Source organism: Streptomyces sp. NBC_01622 (assembly GCF_045209635.1).
GTDB lineage: Bacteria > Actinomycetota > Actinomycetes > Streptomycetales > Streptomycetaceae > Streptomyces.
Genome location: NZ_CP109293.1, coordinates 1,641,357 through 1,658,248 on the forward strand (window position 1 = coordinate 1,641,357; position 16,892 = coordinate 1,658,248).

The 16,892-nt window shown below is 68.3% G+C and carries 13 protein-coding genes and 2 pseudogenes; 10 read left to right on the plus strand and 5 right to left on the minus strand.

Annotated elements, in window-relative coordinates; all coding sequences use genetic code 11:
- Positions 1-127: 127 nt before the first annotated feature.
- The 5 genes from OH768_RS07600 (at position 128) to OH768_RS07620 (ending at position 6,610) form a co-directional block, all read left to right on the plus strand.
- Complete coding sequence (locus OH768_RS07600; protein ID WP_406451336.1) at positions 128-895, plus strand: SDR family oxidoreductase; 768 nt, start codon at positions 128-130, stop codon at positions 893-895.
- A gap of 14 nt (positions 896-909) precedes the next feature.
- Positions 910-1,758 (plus strand): enoyl-CoA hydratase/isomerase family protein, encoded by an 849-nt coding sequence (locus OH768_RS07605; protein WP_406451338.1) that lies wholly within the window; start codon positions 910-912, stop codon positions 1,756-1,758.
- Positions 1,759-1,997: 239 nt separating this feature from the next.
- Positions 1,998-2,639 carry an NAD(P)H-binding protein gene (locus OH768_RS07610; protein ID WP_406451340.1) on the plus strand — a complete coding sequence of 214 codons (642 nt, stop codon included), beginning with the start codon at positions 1,998-2,000 and terminating at the stop codon, positions 2,637-2,639.
- 533 nt (positions 2,640-3,172) lie between these two features.
- A complete protein-coding gene (locus OH768_RS07615; protein ID WP_406451342.1) occupies positions 3,173-3,598 on the plus strand; it encodes a winged helix-turn-helix transcriptional regulator in 426 nt (141 codons plus the stop codon).
- A 216-nt stretch (positions 3,599-3,814) separates the two neighbouring features.
- Entirely contained in the window at positions 3,815-6,610 is a 2,796-nt protein-coding gene (locus tag OH768_RS07620; protein WP_406451344.1) for an AAA family ATPase, read from the plus strand.
- A 314-nt stretch (positions 6,611-6,924) separates the two neighbouring features.
- Here OH768_RS07620 and OH768_RS07625 read toward each other — a convergent pair whose 3' ends face one another.
- Positions 6,925-7,896 carry a GlxA family transcriptional regulator gene (locus OH768_RS07625; RefSeq protein WP_406451346.1) on the minus strand — a complete coding sequence of 324 codons (972 nt, stop codon included), beginning with the start codon at positions 7,894-7,896 and terminating at the stop codon, positions 6,925-6,927.
- 71 nt (positions 7,897-7,967) lie between these two features.
- Between OH768_RS07625 and OH768_RS07630 the strand changes: the two genes are divergently transcribed.
- The 3 genes from OH768_RS07630 (at position 7,968) to OH768_RS07640 (ending at position 11,079) form a co-directional block, all read left to right on the plus strand.
- The gene (locus tag OH768_RS07630) at positions 7,968-8,600 is read left to right on the plus strand and encodes an HD domain-containing protein (RefSeq protein WP_406451348.1); all 633 of its coding nucleotides are present in this window, start codon (positions 7,968-7,970) and stop codon (positions 8,598-8,600) included.
- Between the two features lie 358 nt (positions 8,601-8,958).
- The gene (locus OH768_RS07635; RefSeq protein ID WP_406451350.1) at positions 8,959-9,894 is read left to right on the plus strand and encodes an HD domain-containing protein; all 936 of its coding nucleotides are present in this window, start codon (positions 8,959-8,961) and stop codon (positions 9,892-9,894) included.
- A gap of 360 nt (positions 9,895-10,254) precedes the next feature.
- The gene (locus OH768_RS07640; protein WP_406451352.1) at positions 10,255-11,079 is read left to right on the plus strand and encodes a hypothetical protein; all 825 of its coding nucleotides are present in this window, start codon (positions 10,255-10,257) and stop codon (positions 11,077-11,079) included.
- Here the strand turns inward: OH768_RS07640 and OH768_RS07645 are convergent.
- Positions 11,065-11,184 (minus strand): annotated as a pseudogene (locus OH768_RS07645) (IS5/IS1182 family transposase); the annotation flags it as partial. The gene OH768_RS07640 and the pseudogene OH768_RS07645 overlap by 15 nt on opposite strands.
- Before the next feature lie 13 nt (positions 11,185-11,197).
- On the opposite strand from OH768_RS07645, the pseudogene OH768_RS07650 reads away from it, so the two are divergent.
- Positions 11,198-11,449, plus strand: a pseudogene (locus OH768_RS07650) (aldehyde dehydrogenase family protein); the annotation flags it as partial.
- A 143-nt stretch (positions 11,450-11,592) separates the two neighbouring features.
- On the opposite strand, the gene OH768_RS07655 reads toward OH768_RS07650, so the two are convergent.
- The 3 genes from OH768_RS07655 to OH768_RS07665 all read right to left on the minus strand — a co-directional run bounded on the left by OH768_RS07655 (position 11,593) and on the right by OH768_RS07665 (position 15,446).
- The gene (locus tag OH768_RS07655) at positions 11,593-12,663 is read right to left on the minus strand and encodes a hypothetical protein (RefSeq protein WP_406451353.1); all 1,071 of its coding nucleotides are present in this window, start codon (positions 12,661-12,663) and stop codon (positions 11,593-11,595) included.
- A gap of 216 nt (positions 12,664-12,879) precedes the next feature.
- Entirely contained in the window at positions 12,880-14,040 is a 1,161-nt protein-coding gene (locus OH768_RS07660; RefSeq protein WP_406451355.1) for a glycoside hydrolase family 88 protein, read from the minus strand.
- A 146-nt stretch (positions 14,041-14,186) separates the two neighbouring features.
- On the minus strand, positions 14,187-15,446 hold the full coding sequence (locus OH768_RS07665; RefSeq protein ID WP_406451357.1) for an alginate lyase family protein: 1,260 nt from the start codon (positions 15,444-15,446) through the stop codon (positions 14,187-14,189).
- A gap of 475 nt (positions 15,447-15,921) precedes the next feature.
- On the opposite strand from OH768_RS07665, the gene OH768_RS07670 reads away from it, so the two are divergent.
- The gene (locus OH768_RS07670) at positions 15,922-16,782 is read left to right on the plus strand and encodes an MBL fold metallo-hydrolase (protein WP_406451359.1); all 861 of its coding nucleotides are present in this window, start codon (positions 15,922-15,924) and stop codon (positions 16,780-16,782) included.
- Positions 16,783-16,892 lie beyond the last annotated feature (110 nt).

Consider the following 16,892-nt stretch of genomic DNA (forward strand, 5'->3'; position numbering starts at 1 on the left):
AGTCTGCGGTCCCGTGCCGCGTCTCAGCCGGCCCCGCGTGTGCTCCCCGGATCCGGCTGCCGTCTCTCCCCCGTTCGGCGACCTGGTTCCGGGCCAATTTTCCACCGCATCCCCTGAAAGGTGCGCCATGTCTTCTTCGGCGGAACTGAGCGGCCGTGTCGCTGTGGTGACTGGAGCATCCAGTGGCATCGGCGAACAGATCGCGCGGGCGTTCGCTGCACGCGGTGCATCGGTCGCCCTGCTTGCTCGCCGTGCGGACAAGCTCGATGTGATCGTCAAGGACATCACGGCGTCGGGAGGCAGTGCGGCGTCCTATCCGGTCGACCTCACCGACGCGGCGGCCACCACAGCAGTGGCAGGCGAGATCGCCCGTGAGCTCGGCGATGCCGGAATCGTGGTGAGCAATGCGGGCATCATGCTGCCGACGCCGCTCGGTGACCTCAATCCACAGGACTGGAGCCGCCAGGTCGAGCTGAATATCGGTGCGGTGAACAACACGCTGATCGCGTTCACCGAGCAGCTCGTGCGCTCCGCGGCGGCCACCGGTGTTGCGGACCTTGTGAACACGGCTTCGTTTGCCGGCCGGAGTGTGTTTCCGACGTTCTCGGTCTACGCGGCGTCGAAGGCTTATGTGATCCACCTGGGCAACAACCTGCGCGCGGAACTGGGGCCGAAGAACGTGCGGGTCACCACGATCCAACCGGGCATTGTCGGCACAGAGTTGCAGAGCCATATCGCTGACGAGCACGTACGCACACGGCTGGCCGCCACTCGGGACACGATCGAGTGGCTCACTCCTCAGGACGTCGCCGGCGTGGTCGCTTATGCGGTGGGGCTGCCCGCCCGCGTGAACCTGCCCGAGATCACGGTCCTGCCCACCCGGCAGACCGCCTGACCTGGAAGGTCGCCATGACTGCCACGATGCCCCACCTGACGCAGTTCACGATCACGGTCCCCTTCCCGGGATACTGGAGGGTCACCTTCGACAACCCTCCGATCAACCTGATGAACGCCACGACGGCCGCGGAGTTGCAGGACATCGTCACTGCGGTGGAGGATACGGACGACTTGCGGGTGGTCGTGTTCGACAGCGCCAACCCGGACTTCTTCTTCGCCCGCTACGACCTCTCCGGCGGTGCCCTGCCGACCACTCCGGGCCCGACGGGGCTGCCGCCGTTCCTGGACATGACGGTCCGGCTCTCCCAGGCACCGGTGATCTCCATCGCGGAGATCCGCGGGAGGGCACGGGGCGGCGGAAATGAATTCGCGCTCGCCTGTGACATGCGTTTCGCTGCCGTAGAGACAGCTCTGTTCGGGCAGCCCGAGATCGGCAGCAGCCTGATCCCCGGCGGCGGGGGTATTGAACGGCTCGCGGCCTTCGTGGGTCGGGGACGGGCGTTGGAGATCGTTCTCAGCGCGGACGACTTCGACGCGGTGACCGCTGAGCAATACGGGTGGATCAACAGGGCTCTCCCGGGCGCGGAACTGACCGGCTACGTGGACGCACTGGCACGACGGATCGCCGCCTTCGACTCCATGGCGCTCGGCACAGCGAAATCCATGATCAACCGTCATACCCTGCCCGCTCCCGAAGATCTGCTGGAATCCCAGGGGACCACGGTGACACTGGTCCAGAACCCTGCATTCCTGGACCGGTTCCAGAGGGTCAGCGCCTACGCTCGGGCTACCGGAGCAGACTTCGACATCCGGATGGGCCATCACATGGGTGCGGTCCCGGACGCGGAAGCAGCGCAGTAGGCGTGCTGTGGCCGCACGCTGCGAACAAGTCCGAGGAGTGCTTGCCGAGGCGCGCATCACCGAACACCAACGACCAGTCACCTGCAGATACCGGCCGTCGCAGTGTCCCTGCTGAACGAGACCGGCGCGAGGCTGGGCCGCGGACACGCCGACTGGGCCGGCATCGCGATCTGTCCACCTGGGCGGACGGCTCGGGCCCGCTGTGACGCGGGTCCACGGACATGGATGGGTGTGAAGACATGAAGGTCGTCATCGTCGGCGGGCACAGCCGGATCGCACTGCTACTGACAGCGCTCCTGAGCCGGCTGGGCCACACAGTGGTGGGCACGGTGCGCTCCGACAGCCAGGGACACGACGTAGTCACGGCCGGGGGCACGCCACTGGTGCTCGATATCGAGACCATCAGTGTGCAGGCGCTTGCCGAGTCCTTGTCCGGTGCCCACGCCGTGGTGTTCGCGGCGGGTGCCGGCTATGGCAGCACCACCCGGCAGAAGGAGGCCATCGACCGCGACGGTCCGATTCTGCTGGCCAACGCAGCCGAGAAGGCTGGAGTCAACCGCTACGTGCTCATCTCCTCGATGGGTGCCGACTACTTCGACAGCGGCTCGTCCAATCCGTTTCAGATCTATCTGCGTCTCAAGAGCGATGCGGATGCGAACCTTCGTGCGCGCGCACTGGACTGGACCATCGTGCGTCCCTCCGGACTGGATGATCGGCCGGGGTCCGGGCGGGTCCAGCTGGGCGACGGGATCGGCGGCGGAAGCATTCCTCGCGCCGACGTGGCTGCGCTGATTGCCCGATTGCTGAGCGAGGGCGTCGGCATTCGGCACCAGTTCGAGGTAACTTCCGGGTCCGAGCGCATCGAGGACCTCGTTTTCTGACCGTCCGACGCCCAGACGGCCACAGCCGGTTCGCGCAGCATCACCGGTCACGAAATCCTCGCGTGCCCGATGGCCAGAGCCCTGAAGATCATCGATGGGCGGTGGACGCTGTTTGCCGTATGCGAGTTGATGTGCGGCGTCTACTGTGAGCGGCCTCCACGGTCCGAGTACCACCTGACCGAGGCGGGGCAGGGGCAGCAGCGTGGTGATGGTCGACAACCACATCGTCTGAATCGGCCTCCGGAACCGGCCGCCCCCGCCAGTGCCAGCCCAGGACAACGGCCCGGATGTCGCAGCCTGCCCAGGCACACAGCAGCCCTGATCCGCGCCGATATCCATCGGACTGCCGCCATCAGCCTCCCGCTTGGTCAATCGCTTGGGACTCTGCGGTCCGCCTTGGGTCGACTGATCGGAACCATTCGAGTTCACAAGGGCTGGCACCAGTAAGTTGGAAGGGGCAACAAACTAGACTGAAGGCCATGGAGGAGACGGACGAAGGAACCGCTGCGCAACGGGCTACGGTGCATCCGCCCGTGACGACCCGACCGTGCTCGGTCGCCGCCTCGCTGGACATCGTCGGCGAGCGCTGGTCGCTACTGGCGATCAGGGAGATGGGCTACGGGGTGCACCATTTCACGAAGATCGCGGGCTACACCGGGGCCTCGCGCGACATCCTGGCCGACCGGTTGCGCAAGCTCGAAGCGGCACACATTGTGGAGCGTCGGCAGTACAGCCAGCACCCCCCGCGCTACGAGTACCACCTCACCCAGGCGGGCCAGGATTTGTTTCCCGTACTCCTCGCGCTGTTCCAGTGGGGCGACAAGTGGGCGGTGGATGAACCCGCCCTGGAGCTATGGCACGACTGCGGTCATCGCCTGGAGATCGAACTGGCCTGCCGGCACTGCGATCAGGCGGTGGCCTGGCCCAGCGTGGAGCTGTTGCCGCTCCGCAGCCCCTGAACGAGTCGAGTACGTTCAAGATTCCGCATCCGGCTCCCGAAGCGGCCGTGCCGGTCCCTTCCACCGCGTCACCCCCTGAAGGTTGTGCGTCGCAACACACAACTGACTATGGTGAAACCATGTACAAGGTGCGCCGCTGGCCCCACCCGACCCCCGCCGCAATCATGAGTCACAGCCGCTGCCGGTACCGTCGCGCAGGCGCTGGAGGGGCCTGAAGTGGCCAGGACCGTATTGCGGGGACGTGCCACGGCGATGTCGTCGGCCCTCTCGGTGGTCCGGCGCACAGGGCAGGACGGACGCAGCGGCATCGTCGTCCTCACCGGCGAAGCCGGTATCGGCAAGACTGCGGTGCTCGAGGAACTGATCGCTCAGGCCCGTACGCGAGGATTCGCCTCGGGGGCCGGCAAGGCCGACGAGGCCGGGCAGATCTCCCCGGGCGCACCGCTTCTGGTGGCGCTGCGCTCCGGTGCGTCTCCTCTGATCGCCTCCGACGCGCTGGCCGAACTCCAGCTCAGCGTCGACCAGCCTCTTCAGCTGCTTGAGCAAGTCAGCACCCACCTCGAGAAGCTCGCCTGTGCCTCCCCGGTGATCTTCGCCATCGACGACGCCCAGTGGGCGGACCGGTTGACCAGGTTCGTGGTGCGGGCCCTGCCCGCACGTCTGGCCGGGTCGCCCATCGTGTGGGTCGTCGCCGGGCGGGACGCCACCGGTGGCCTGGTCTCGGATCTCTCGCGAACCGAGACCCCCTCGGTCCCCCTCGAGTTCATTCACCTGGGACCGCTGGACGCCGGCGATGTCGGCGCCCTCGCGCAGGACCTTCTCGGGGGCGCCCCCTCCGAGAAGGTCCGCGGCATGCTGAATGGAGTTGGCGGCAACCCCTTTCTGATCACGCAGATCCTGGACGGCCTGGCACGGGCCCGCACACGGGGCGAACCGGAGGACCAGGTCCCGACCGAGTTCGTCTTCGCAACACGCCGAAAACTGCTGGGCCTGGGCGCGGGCGAACGCCAACTGGTGCAGACCGCGGCGGTGTTCGGCCAACCGTTCGCGGTTGACGACGCCACTGCTCTGCTGGCCGAACATCCGGCCGCTCACGTGTGGGCCTGGGCGGAGTTGGCCGTCGAGTCCGGTTTGCTTGCCGCCCGCGACCATCGCCTCAGCTTCCGGCACGACCTGGTTCGCGAGACCGTCTACGCCGACCTCGCCGGCAACGCCCGACGCGCGCTGCACCAGCGCTGCGCCGAACACCTGATGGCTACCGGGCACGGCCCGCTGAGTACCGCCCCGCACGCGCGGGCGAGCGCGACACCCGGGGACCTGGCCAGCGCGAGGATCCTCACCCAGGCCGCCGACGCCGCCGTCACGGCCATGCCCCACACCGCAGGCGATCTCGCCCTCCAGGCCTTCCAGCTCCTGCGTCCCGCGCAGCCCGCCTGGCTGACCGTCGGGGAACACTGCGTCGACATCCTCTCCCGGGTCCAACGCTGCGCCGAGGCGGTCACGGTTGCCGACACACTGCTGACCCGGTCCGACGATCCCGCAGCCACTGCACGCATTCAGGTCCTGGCCGCCCGCGCCCTGTGGCTGATGGGCCGGCTCGCCGACTCCCTGACCCGGATCGACGCGGCACTCTCCCAGCCCGGTCTGCCGCCTGCGCTACAGTCCCGGCTCGCCTCCTCGCGCGCCTTGGCCCTCACCCGGACGGAACCCGCCGACATCGCCAGGCAGGCAGCGGAACCGGCCCTGGTAGAAGCCCGGCTCACCGGCGACCGTGAGGCGATCACCGTGGCACTCCAGGCCCTCGGTGAGGCCGCCAAGAACTCCGGACACCACGCCGAATCCCTGGCCCACTTCCGCGCACTGCGCACGACCGCAGGCCACACGCAGCTGGCTCAGGAGATACTGGCCCTGCAACTGCTCGACCGCTTCGCCGAGGCCGAGGCGATACTCAGCGCCGCCCACGCCGATGCGCGCAACCAGGTCGAGGCGATCCTGCCCTCCGTGCTGTACGCACAGCTGTGGCAGGAGTTCAGCCTCGGCCGCCTCGATGACGCCGACTCCACCGCCCGAACCCTGATCGCCCTGAGCGAGGAGCTCGGCAACCACACGCACGGCCTGCAAGCAATCATGATCACAAGTTCCGTCGCGCTGCTGCGCGGCGACATCGCCGATGCCCGCAACCGTCTGACCCCGGTCCTGACGCACGCGGACGCCGACGACGAGGTCCGCCTGCCTGGCCTGCACTTGCTGCAGGGGTGGATCAGCGCGGCGGAAGGCCACCTGGACCAGGCCATGTCGATCCTGTCCCCCGCGTTGTACCGGGCCAGGGAGACGCCGACCTACTGGCCCTGGTGGCCCGGCTGGATGAGGGGCTTCACCCGGTTCGGCCTGGCCGCCGGCGATCTGGGCTTCGCCGAGCACGCGGTGGCCCTGGCCGAGGAGGGAGCTGCCCGCAACCCTGGGGTGGCCAGTTTCGAGGGAATAGCGCTGCAACTGCGCGGCACTCTTCGTCAGGACCTCACCCTCCTGCGCCGGGCCACGGAGGTGCTCGCACGCAGCCCACGGCCCGCGCTGAGGGCCAGCGGCTACGAGGACTACGGCCGGGTGCTGCTGACCTCCGGGCAGCGAAAGGAGGGCGTGGCCAACCTCGACCGCGCCTGGGACATCTACCACCACATGGGCGCGCGGGGATCCGTTCTCTCGCTTCAGCACACGATGCGCCGCGCCGGGGTCCGCCGCTCCAAATGGATCAATGATCTCGAACGGCCTCGCACCGGATGGGCCGCGCTGAGCGAAGCAGAGAGGAAAGTCGCGGAACTGATCAGCGCAGGGCAGACCAATCAGGCCGCCGCCCGCACACTGGGGCTGTCGCCCAACACCGTGGGAACACACCTGCGTTCAATCTTCGCGAAGCTCGACGTGCACTCACGCGTGCAACTGGCCAACGTCTGGAACGACCGCACCGCGACCGAGCGCGTGCCTGAACTCAGCGCAGCACGTCGACGCCCGTAGATCCGCTCGAGATGGCCCCGTTGCCGGCGTCTCCTGTTGATTGCCACTCAGGCAGGATGATGTCGTTAGGGGCTGGTTGCGTTCTTCGCCTCCGCGCCCCAACGGGCCCGCTGAGCTGGCCTGTTGGCCCTTGCAAGCAGGGTGTTACATCACTGCTTCAGCGGGCGCCGAGAACGCCCGTTGTGCTTGTGACTCTCTTTTCCTCGGCTCCGAGGGGCAGGGGGCTTTTGTCTTGTGCGCCGCCCAGGGGACGGCTTCGGCTCCGTCGAGACCCCAGCGGTGATGGTGTCCCGCCGAGGACACCGTCCCAGCGGTCACGATGCCGTGTCCGAGGTGTCCGTCTGGTGCTGGAAAAGGGTGCGGTATTGCTGGGGCGAGGTGCCGAGGTATCGGTGGAAGGTGGCTCGGAGTGCGGCGGGGCCGCCAAGGCCGCTGAGGTGGCCGATCTGCTCGATGGTTACGGTTGTTGTTTCGAGCAGCTCTCGCGCCCAGTCGATGCGGGCGCCGGTCAGCCAGGCCAGTGGCGAGGTGCCCGTCTCCTCGCGGAAGCGTCGAACGAACGTGCGGCGGGACATGTGTGCACGCTGCGCAAGTGTGTCCAGAGTGTGGTGGTCTGCAAGGTTGGCCAGTGCCCAGTCGCGGACGGGGGCAAGTTCGGTGCCGCTCGTGGCCGGACGCAGACGTTCGATGAACTGGGCCTGCCCGCCCGCTCGTTGCGGTGGCGCCACCAGGGCCCGGGCGCGGGTGTTCGCGGCGGCGGCTCCGTGGTCGCGGCGGATGATGTGCAGGCAAAGGTCGATGCCCGCGGTCACGCCTGCGGAGGTAAGGATGTCTGAATCGTCGACGAACAGCCGGTTCGGCACGACGGAGATCCGCGGATACAGGCGCTGCAGGCGGCCGGCTTCCTGCCAGTGGGTCGTCGCCGGGCGCCCGTCGAGGAGTCCTGCGGCGGCCAGGGCGAAGGCACCCGTGCAGATCGAGACGATCCGCCCACCGCGGGCATGGACGGCACGCAATGAACGAAGAACGCTGCCGGGCACCGCCGCGTCCGGGATCTCGTAGCCGGGAACGACCACCGTGTCGACGTCGTCCAGCGCTTCGAGACCGGTGGACGCGGTCAGCTCGAAGCCGCCGCTGCCGCGGATGGGTCCGGCTGCCGGATCGGTGCACACCGTGACGTCGTAGTGCGGGTCCTCTCCGAACGTCTGAACGGGGATCCCGAAGTCAAGCGCGAGGACACCGGGAAGCGCCAGGACTGCAACACGGTGTCGGCTGGTCGTCCGCATGGCCCGATCATAGCGCTGGGCGACCCTCGGGCCACTGGCGGGTGGGAGGGACTGCTTCGTAGCGTCGAGGCATGACTTTCACCCTTGACCTGCCGACCGGGCCGCCGACCGATGCTGTGTTGCGCACGGTGCAGTCCTCGGAGAGCGCCTCGATCGCGAACCACAGCGTGCGCAGCTTCTTCTTCGCGCAACTTGTCGCTGAACACGAAGGCGCTCTGGACGATGCCGCCTACGACCGTGAACTGCTCTTTGCTGCGACCGTCATGCACGACCTGGGGGTCGGCGACCTCGCTCAGGGCGACGCGCGGTTCGAGGTGGAGGGCGCGGATCTTGCCGCCGCGCTGCTGACCGAGCACGGCGTCGACGCGCGGGATGTGGACCGGGTGTGGGAGGCGATCGCCCTGCACACCTCCCACGGGATCGCCGAACGGCGTGGACTGCTCGCCTACCTGACGCGTGAGGGCATCAGTACCGACTTCGGACGCAACGCGGAGATCGTCGCTGATCGGGAGAAGGAGATCCACGGCGCCTATCCGCGACTGGCGATGGTCCGGTCGCTGACCGACGCCATTACCGAAAGGGCCGCACGATCCGACGCGGCGGCGCCCCGCTACTCGATCGGCGGCGAACTGCTGCGCGAACGCCGCGCCAACGGCATCACCGCCCTCGAACTCGCCGCCGCATCCTCCCCCTGGGGAGAGTGAGCACAGCGCGCGGGCGCAGGTCGGGGTGGAACTGAAACTCCGCGCCATGCTCAGCAGCGGCGACCTCGAACCGTACTGGGCCGTCTCCAACACGAACGCGAGCGGAGGTTGGTGGTCACGGGGAAGGCCAGGCCGTCAGGCTGCTCGGTGCTGGAAGGCGCGTCGATACGCCTGGGTCCCGGTTCCGGGTGGTAATCCGGGTCTGGGAGCGGACCCTGCCAGCCGTGATCTCCTGCCTGGACCCCACGTCCCAGTTCAGCGTGTGTGGGGGGGCGTTCCCTCGCCACGCAGCCCCGCTCTGCGCACCGTGCTTGACACGGTCGCGGCCGAGCCGGCCGGCCGCCACACCCTTACCGGGATGGCCGCCCGCGCGATGGTCAGCGAGCGCCACCTGACCCGCCTGTTCCGGCGCGAGCTCGGGATCACACCGGGCCAGTACGTCACCCGGGTCCGACGAGACCATGCGCCGTCCTCCAAGTCCTCGGCACCACTCCAACCGCATACCGACAACGTTTCGCCCACCCGTAGAGGAGACCTGATGTCCCGTCCCGTGCCCCGCCGTGTCGTGCTGGGCGGCGCCGTGGCCGGCGCCGCCGGAGTCATGATCGGTGCGCCGGCCGCCAGCGCGAGCCAGACTGACGCTGACCTGTCCTTTCCCACCACCCGACTGGCCCGGCGCGCCCACACGTTGGTCTCCGAGACGCAGGAACCGTCCCTGCGCTACCACAGCCTGCGTAGTTTCCTGTTCGCTCGCGCGGCCGCCGGCCGGCAGGGCAAGCGACCCAATGAGGACTACGACCTCGAACTGGTCTACCTCATCTGCGTGTTGCACGACATGGGGTTGACCGCCGAGGGAAACACCGACGACCAGCAGTTCGAGGCCACCGGCGCCGACATCGCAGCGCGGTTCCTGGAAGAGAACGGCATCACCGACCGCCGGGTGGACACGGTGTGGGACGCCATCGCACTGCACACAACGCAACTGCGCCGGTCACCGGTGTTCCTACGTCGTCGTCCCGCCGAGATCGCCATCGCACTGAACGGGGTCGGCATCGACGCGGGCACCGGCGATCTCGACCAGCTTCCGCCCGGGTTCGCAGACCGCGTCCACGCCCGTTATCCCCGCCTCGGCGGCATCCGCGCCCTCTCCGAAACCATCGAAGAACAGGCCCTCGCCAACCCTCGCAAAGCGCCCCCGAGGACGCTCGCCGGCGAGCTCGTCCACCAGCGCCACCCATCTCTGCCCTACGTGACCTGGGACATGGCCATCGACGCGAACCCCTGGGGAGACTGACCGCGTCGGGTCGATCGCCTGGATGGTGGCGCGGCAGGCGCCGCGCCGGGGAAAGGCGTGAATGGACCTGCGCCGGGGCCGGTTGTGTTCGGCGCGGGCCTGGTACCCGCCATGCCGGGCAGACAGGTGAGTTTCTCCTTGAGAAGTCGGGCGGCTCGGACGGGTGATTCCTCCGGGCCACCCGACTTCTGATGGACCGTAGGTCACCTGTTCGTGTGGTGGTGCGGGCCGCGCACGCAGTGGTGTCCTCTCCTGGACGCGACCGTCCCCCGTCTCCGCTCGGGAGGACCTCTCATACGCAGACGCGCGCCGTTGGCGGCGTTCCGGGGACGACGACTTCTAGTCGAAGAGGGGCACACCATGAACAGACTCGCCACGCTCCGAGCGAGCCGTAAGGGGAAGGCCTCGCTCGGGCTCGGTGCCGCCGTGGTCAGCCTGGCGATCTTCGGCGGCGCGGCCGCGGCGAACGCCGCGTCTGCTCCGGCACCCCAGCAGACAGCCCGTACCACCGGCGGGGGTGTCACTCTCGGCGAGGTCGGTTGCGCTCCGGGCACGACCACGGTTAAACCGTTCGATCCGGTTGAGGTGAGGCCGGTTCCGCAGGAGCCGGTCGGCGCCGGGGGCAAGGCAACCGTCGACAACTTCAACTGCAAAGACATCGCGCATGCGATGATCGGCACCTGGCGGAGCAAGGACTGCGAAACCGCGAGTCAAGACCTGACGCGGCGGCGCACCTACGTGTTCGACAGGCATGACGTCGCCGCCATCACCTACGATCTCTACGGTGGTGTCGGCTGTGACGAGAGGGCAAAGCTCTTCACGATCACGACCCATGGGATCGCGGCATTCGTCGGTCCTTCGGCTACGGTCGCGGGGGCCTCGAACGTCCTCTTCACGTTCAAGAGCCGTGCGGCCACACCCACCACGACCGGGCTGGGCGTGCTGCAAAAGGCGTGCCCGCAATATCACTGGGCGCCAGGTGTCTCCGTGGACCTCAGCAAAGATGGTTGCGGCGCGCTCGTTCAGTCGAACGCGGAGTGCCCCGTTGAGTACGACCTCGCAGCGATCGTCTCTGGCGTCGCCTACTTCGGCGATCGAAGCCACCCACTTTGCACGGAAGCCACACGACCGACGAAGCTCGCATCGTGGGGTGTCGTAAAGAAGCGGAAGTCATACGACCGATGAAGCTTGCGTCCCGGGTGTCGTCTCGTCTGTTGTGCGCTTGGTGAGATTGTCGATCGAGGCGACGTGGATCATGGCCTCGGAGCCGGCGGGCAGGGTCTCATAGTCTCAGCCCGCCGTCTTCACCGGCGTCCGCGACGACATACGTTTCGTTCGCGAGGAGATCTTCGGCCCCGTGCTCGCGGTCCTCCCCTTCGACGAGGAGGACGAGGCCCTCGCCCGCGCCGGAACCGTCTACATCAATATGCCCAACCCGGTGGACGCCTCAGCGCACTGGGGCGTCTACGGGTCCAGCGGGTGGGGCCGCGAGATGGGCAGCGGCGCCATCGACCTGTACACCGGGGTGAAGAGCGTCTGGACGTCGCTGGCGTAAGCGGGCTGCCGGTCCACACCCACGTCAAGCTGCAATCTGCTCGCCGCCGGACGGCTCCGGCCACCATATCGATCCGGGGAGAGTTGCCCGGCCCGTCGCCGCGGTCGCCTGCGGACTGAAAGCGCGAGACCGTCGCGGCAGCGTCACCTCGCGGCCGGTGCCTGCTCCCCCGGACCGTCGAGCCGGAATCGGCGCCGGACGGCCGGACGGCTGAGCAGCTTGGGCGGATAGCCGGGGCCTGGGCGGGGTGTGACGTCCTCCCAGGCGAGCGGCTCCTTGCAGCACGCGCACACCACTTCCGCGTGGGTGTCGCGCCCGCAGGTGTCGTGACGGGTGATGACGGGCACGCCCGCGTCGTCGGCGAGCCATTTGTCCCCCCAGGCTGTCATCGCCAGGGGGGTGCCGTCGGCGGCGAAGAGGCGGCTGAGCTGCGCGTACGCGGTCGTGTAGGTGCCCTGGGCCAGCGCGGACAGACCTGCCGTCTGCCAGATCCTGGCGGCGAACCCGCGGTATTCGCCGGTGTCCACGGCGCCGCGCACGCGGGCCAGCAGCGGTGCCACCCGGTCGTGTTCGCCGCGCATGGCCGCCACGACGGCCGTGGTGAGGTCGGCCGAGCCCGCGACGGTCTCCATCTTGTACGCGGCGGCGATGTCGCCCGCCTCCCGGGCGGCGGCGAGTGCGTCGTCCCAGCGGCCGCTGTCGACGTACGCCCATTCAAGTGCCGACAGCACACCGCCGCCGGCACCGCGGACGCCCGGGGCGCGCAGCCGGCTGAGGGCTTCGCGCAGCACCCTGACCGCCAGTTCGGTCTCGTCCAGGACCCAGGCCGCCGCGCCGAACGTACCCGGGTCCGAGAGGGGGCCTTCCGCTGTGCGGCGCAGGCGGGGGACGAGGTCGGCTCGTTCGCCGTACGGGTCCGTGCAGGCCCGGATCCAGATCCGGTACTCGGCCGCCGGTGCCGGCGCCGGCCCGTCCTGGGAGTCGAGCAGGTCGAGGGCGGCGCGTGCCCTGGCGGAGACTTCGGGGAGTCCGGTCTGGTGGGCGACCGTGGCGGCCATCCAGGCGGCCTGCCACGCGAGGGCCGGCAGCCTGGGGGATGCCTCGGCGGCGACGGACAGGAGTGTGTCGAACGCGTCGGCGTTGCGGTCGGACCACAGCAGCGACCAGCCGATGTCCAGCCGGGCGGCGATGCACAGGTCCGGGTCGGAGGTCAACGTGAGGACCCGGCCCGCCAGTTCGCGTACCCAGTCGGCCTGTCCGGCGGGCAGGGCAAGGTCGGCGGCGGCCAGCAGCCGTCAGCAACTCGGGGGTCGTGCGCACCAAGTTGTCACTGCTGTCGTACGCCTGCACGTCGTAGGTGGTCACAGGCGGCAGGTTGTATGTGGCGCGGACCCGGTTGACCTTCTCCGGAGCGAGCGTGCCGATGCTCTTCAGGATGCGAGGGTCGCCAGCTCCACTCCTGCGTGGAGGAAGGCGCCGACCGCGAAGTCCGCGGTGGTGTCGTAGGTGACGGGTTGGCTGGAGTCGGGGCGGTCGCCCACACCTTGGACGTAGCCGAGGACGCCGTCCGGGTGGACGGCGGTGGTGCCCAGGCCGTTCCAGGCACGGGCGGCGACGGGCAGGTAGGTGGCCCGGTCGACGAGGGCGGTGGCGACGGCGTAGGCGATGGCACAGACGAAGAAGGACGTGCCGCTGCTCTCGGGGCCGGGGAAGTGTGCAGGGTCGGCAAGGTTGACGTTCCAGAAGCCGTCGGGGCGCTGGATCGGGGGGAGGGCGGTCACCAGGCGTGTGAGGGTGTCGCGGTACTCGGCGGTGTTGGACTGGGTGGGCGGCAGGGCCTTGAGGGTCTTGACGTGGGCGGCGGCCACCCAGCCGTTGCCCCGCGACCAGAGGACGGGCTTGCCGGAGGGGGAGACGATGTGGCCGGGCAGGAAGTTCTTGTCGCGGTACCACAGGCCGGTCGCCGGGTTCAGCAGGCCGGGACCCCCTTCGGCGTGCTTGGTGTGCTGGTACAGGCTGTACAGCTTCTGGTGGTAGCGGGCGTCACCGCGCAGGGTGCCGAGGCGCGCGAAGGGCGGCATCGCCATGTGGAGGGCGTCGGCCCACCACCAGTCGTCGTTTTTGTCGACTTGGTCGGAGTAGGTCATGCGGTGCAGCGAGGTCTCGATCGCGCTGATCTTGTGCGGGTCGGGTTCGAGCGCGTAGAGGTCGAGATATGCCTGTCCGGCGTTTTGGTTGTCGGCGATCCGGGTGCTGGAGCCACCGTTGAGGGCGTAGTTGTTCTGCTCGGCCCAGGACCGGGCGTAGGCAAGGTAGCGGGCGTCCTTGGTCAGGGAGTACAGGGACAGCAGGCCGGAGAAGAAGGTCGCGTTGGCCCACTGGTTGTTGCCCGGGTTGCTGTGGGCGGCGATCCAGTGGTCGGCGACTCGGCGCAGCACGGCGATGATCGCGGCGCGCGGGGGCAGAGTGGACGAGGGCACGGCGGCGGGGGCCGCCATTGCGCGCGGCCCTCCGATGCCGGTCAGGGTGGACAGCCCCACAGCGGCGAGCGCACTGCCGCCCGTGGTGGTCAGGAAGTGTCGTCGGTCCATGTCCTTGTCCATGGAGGCCAGAGCCTTTCGTGTCTGAAGAGGGGGCGGATTCCCCGGAGTTGGGGGTGAGGGTTGGCTGCTGCTTGGGCAGGAGCCCCCTTACGGGAATCGGCGCGGCGGATCGCCATCGGCCGTGCAGAGCGAACTCAGTTGGGGTTCTGGGCGTTGGTGAGGGTTTCCCAGGCCACGAAGAGGTTGTTCGTGCCGGCCGGGCGGTTTCGCTCGGTGAGAGTCTGAGTGTTGGCCATCGCGACGCCGTGGAGGGTGTTCAGTGTGTTGAAGCCGACCTCGGTGATGGGGCCGAGTCCGCGTTTGAGAGTGCCGCCGCACACGGTGGACGGGATGGCCGCGCCGAGTTCGTACTTCGACTGGAAGCCCAGTGCCTGCCGTAGCCGTTCACCGACCTGCGGGTAGAGGTCCTGCCCCTGGATGCGGGCGGTCTCCAGGACGTGGGAGATCGAGGAGATGCCGTAGCCGGTGTGGGTGAAGTCGCGGCAGGTTTCCTGGGTGATGCCGGTGGTGAAGGTGCTTGCGCCGAACCAGAAGTTGACGATCTGGTCGCGAGTGGTGAGGTGCTGGCTGGGCACGGTCTTGGGCAGCGCGCCGTCCGAGGACAGGTAGACGAAGGCGGGGACGCGCTGCAGGTAGTGGCCGATCGCGGTGTCGTAGCTGGCGTGGTCGTCGAGGAAGACAGAAATGCTGACGGCCGCCTCCAGCATCGTCAGGTCCCAGTTGCCGGTGCGGTTGGAGCCGTTGACGGCCAGCGGGAGGTAGACGGTGCGCAGCATCGTCGCGAAGCGGCCGGCGTTGGACCAGTTGCCGTGCACGGTCTTGATGATCTCGGCTGCCTTGGGCCAGGAGGAGCCCGCCCAGCCGGTCTGCAGTGGGGCGTTGTCGTTGGTGTGGGCATGGATGGTCGCGGACCAGGCGTCCATGAGCTGGATCGCCTTCTGTGCGTAGCGGTCGTCGCGGTTGATGTACCAGGCCAGCGCATCGGTGTACGCGGCTATCGCGTCCTCGCGTTCGTCGGTACAGCCGTTGTTGGGGTTCGAGGAGGGGCCGCACTCCACCGTCGCCCGGGGTTTGGGGCTGCGTGACAGCGAGGCGTACGAGCTCGCCATCATGCTGTCGTACGCGGTCTTCCACGGCTGGGCCCCTGCCTGGACCTTGGCCCGTACGAAGTCGAGCTGGGCGGAGTCAAGGTTCACGCCCGGGTGCACGAACACCGCGGGCGATGCGGCAACGGCTGCGGCTTTGATGGTGCGGGGCTGAACGGTCGTGGGCCGCGTGGCGGCTTCCGGCGTGGGTGCCGGGGAAGCCGAGGCGGGAGCCATGACGGCTGCGGCCGCCACAGCGCCGAGCACGGCCGACAGGCCGGCGAACCGGGAGAGGGCTGTTAAACGCATGGGGGGATGGCCTTCCATGAGGCGACTGCCGCTACGGAATTCCTATACGTGAACAGTGAATTCGATTGTGAACCGCTGATGCCGGAAGGTAGTCGCATGACAACGAGGGCGTCAAGGTCTAGACCATCATTCCCGGCAGTCTGCGGCTGCACCATCACGCGCCCCGCGTAGTCCGGGACGCCAGGGCACGACGGTGCCGAGAGGGAGCATCGCCTCGCGTTCACCCGTCTGACGGTCGGGGCTGTCGATGAGGTCGGCCTGCGCTGCGAGGCATTCCTCAACCCCGCTGACATGCGTTCCTGGGCTTGAGGACCGGCCCCTCACCTGAACAGGTGAGGGAAGCGTCCAGCTCTTGCGGGAACCATGCATGACGGGGGCCGATGAGCCGTACAGGCGGCACCTCATGTAATTCGCTGCCGGGTCCCCTCGGGCCCGCCACAACCGCTTCGCCTATCACAATCGCAGGAGTTTCATCATGGCTTCCGAATCCGGTCTGAGCATCGACGTCCACGTGGCGCCTATGCGGCCGTTCGTTGGTGCCGCGTCAGAGGGAGCAGGCGACCAACCCCTGTGGTCGCCGATGAGCAGCTCGCTCATCGCCGGAGCGGAGGAAGCGGTACTGGTCGACACCCTCATCACTTTCGACCAGGTGGACGTGTTGGCCGACTGGGCCGAGAGTCACGGCAAGCGCATCACCGCGGTCCTGATCACTCACGGCCACTCCGACCACTGGATCGGGCTGGGCCGGCTACTCGAACGCTTCCCGGATGCCCGCGGTCTGGCTACGGGCAAGGTTTTGGACCGCGCCCGCTTTGAGGCGACGGACGCGGGCCTGCAGAAGTACTGGCACACCTGCTTTCCCGGCGAGATCCCCGACAGTCCGGCACTTCCAGGCCTGCTGGAGGACGGCACGTTCGAGCTCGACGGCCACGAACTCCAGATCATCGACGTGGGCCAGGGCGATACCGAGCACTCCTCGCTCGTGTACGCCCCGTCGATCGGCGCGGTCGTCGCCGGTGATGTGGTCTACAACCAGGTCCACATGATGACCGCCGAGACCGACGGCGCCTCACGCGCCGCATGGGTCGCCAGCCTTGATGCCATCGCCGCGTTGAACCCCACCACGGTGGTCTCCGGTCACAAGCGGGTCGGCGCGCCCGATTCCCCCGAGACCATCGAGCAGAGCCAGCAGTACCTGCGCGACTTCAGCCGCATCGTGGACGAACAGGAGACCGTGGAAGACATCGTCGCCACCATGCTGGAGCTGCACGGGGACCGCGACAACCCGCGGGTGCTGTGGTACGGAGCCAGGCAGGCCGTCGCCAAGCGCAGCTGAAAAGAGCGATATCGATGACGGGAACCGCCTGTGGCGCGCAGCCGGAATTCCGAATGCCATCGCGCTCTGGTGCAGTGCACGAACCGAACTGACGGCAAAGCGCACCGACG

What these genes read in the sequence shown, in the direction of transcription:
- OH768_RS07600 (WP_406451336.1), top strand. Translation starts at nt 128, where the DNA reads ATGTCTTCTTCGGCGGAACTGAGCGGCCGTGTCGCTGTGGTGACTGGA.
- OH768_RS07605 (WP_406451338.1), top strand. Translation starts at nt 910, where the DNA reads ATGACTGCCACGATGCCCCACCTGACGCAGTTCACGATCACGGTCCCC.
- OH768_RS07610 (WP_406451340.1), top strand. Translation starts at nt 1,998, where the DNA reads ATGAAGGTCGTCATCGTCGGCGGGCACAGCCGGATCGCACTGCTACTG.
- OH768_RS07625 (WP_406451346.1), bottom strand. Translation starts at nt 7,896, where the DNA reads ATGCGGACGACCAGCCGACACCGTGTTGCAGTCCTGGCGCTTCCCGGT.
- OH768_RS07630 (WP_406451348.1), top strand. Translation starts at nt 7,968, where the DNA reads ATGACTTTCACCCTTGACCTGCCGACCGGGCCGCCGACCGATGCTGTG.
- OH768_RS07635 (WP_406451350.1), top strand. Translation starts at nt 8,959, where the DNA reads ATGGCCGCCCGCGCGATGGTCAGCGAGCGCCACCTGACCCGCCTGTTC.
- OH768_RS07640 (WP_406451352.1), top strand. Translation starts at nt 10,255, where the DNA reads ATGAACAGACTCGCCACGCTCCGAGCGAGCCGTAAGGGGAAGGCCTCG.
- OH768_RS07660 (WP_406451355.1), bottom strand. Translation starts at nt 14,040, where the DNA reads ATGGACCGACGACACTTCCTGACCACCACGGGCGGCAGTGCGCTCGCC.
- OH768_RS07665 (WP_406451357.1), bottom strand. Translation starts at nt 15,446, where the DNA reads ATGCGTTTAACAGCCCTCTCCCGGTTCGCCGGCCTGTCGGCCGTGCTC.
- OH768_RS07670 (WP_406451359.1), top strand. Translation starts at nt 15,922, where the DNA reads ATGGCTTCCGAATCCGGTCTGAGCATCGACGTCCACGTGGCGCCTATG.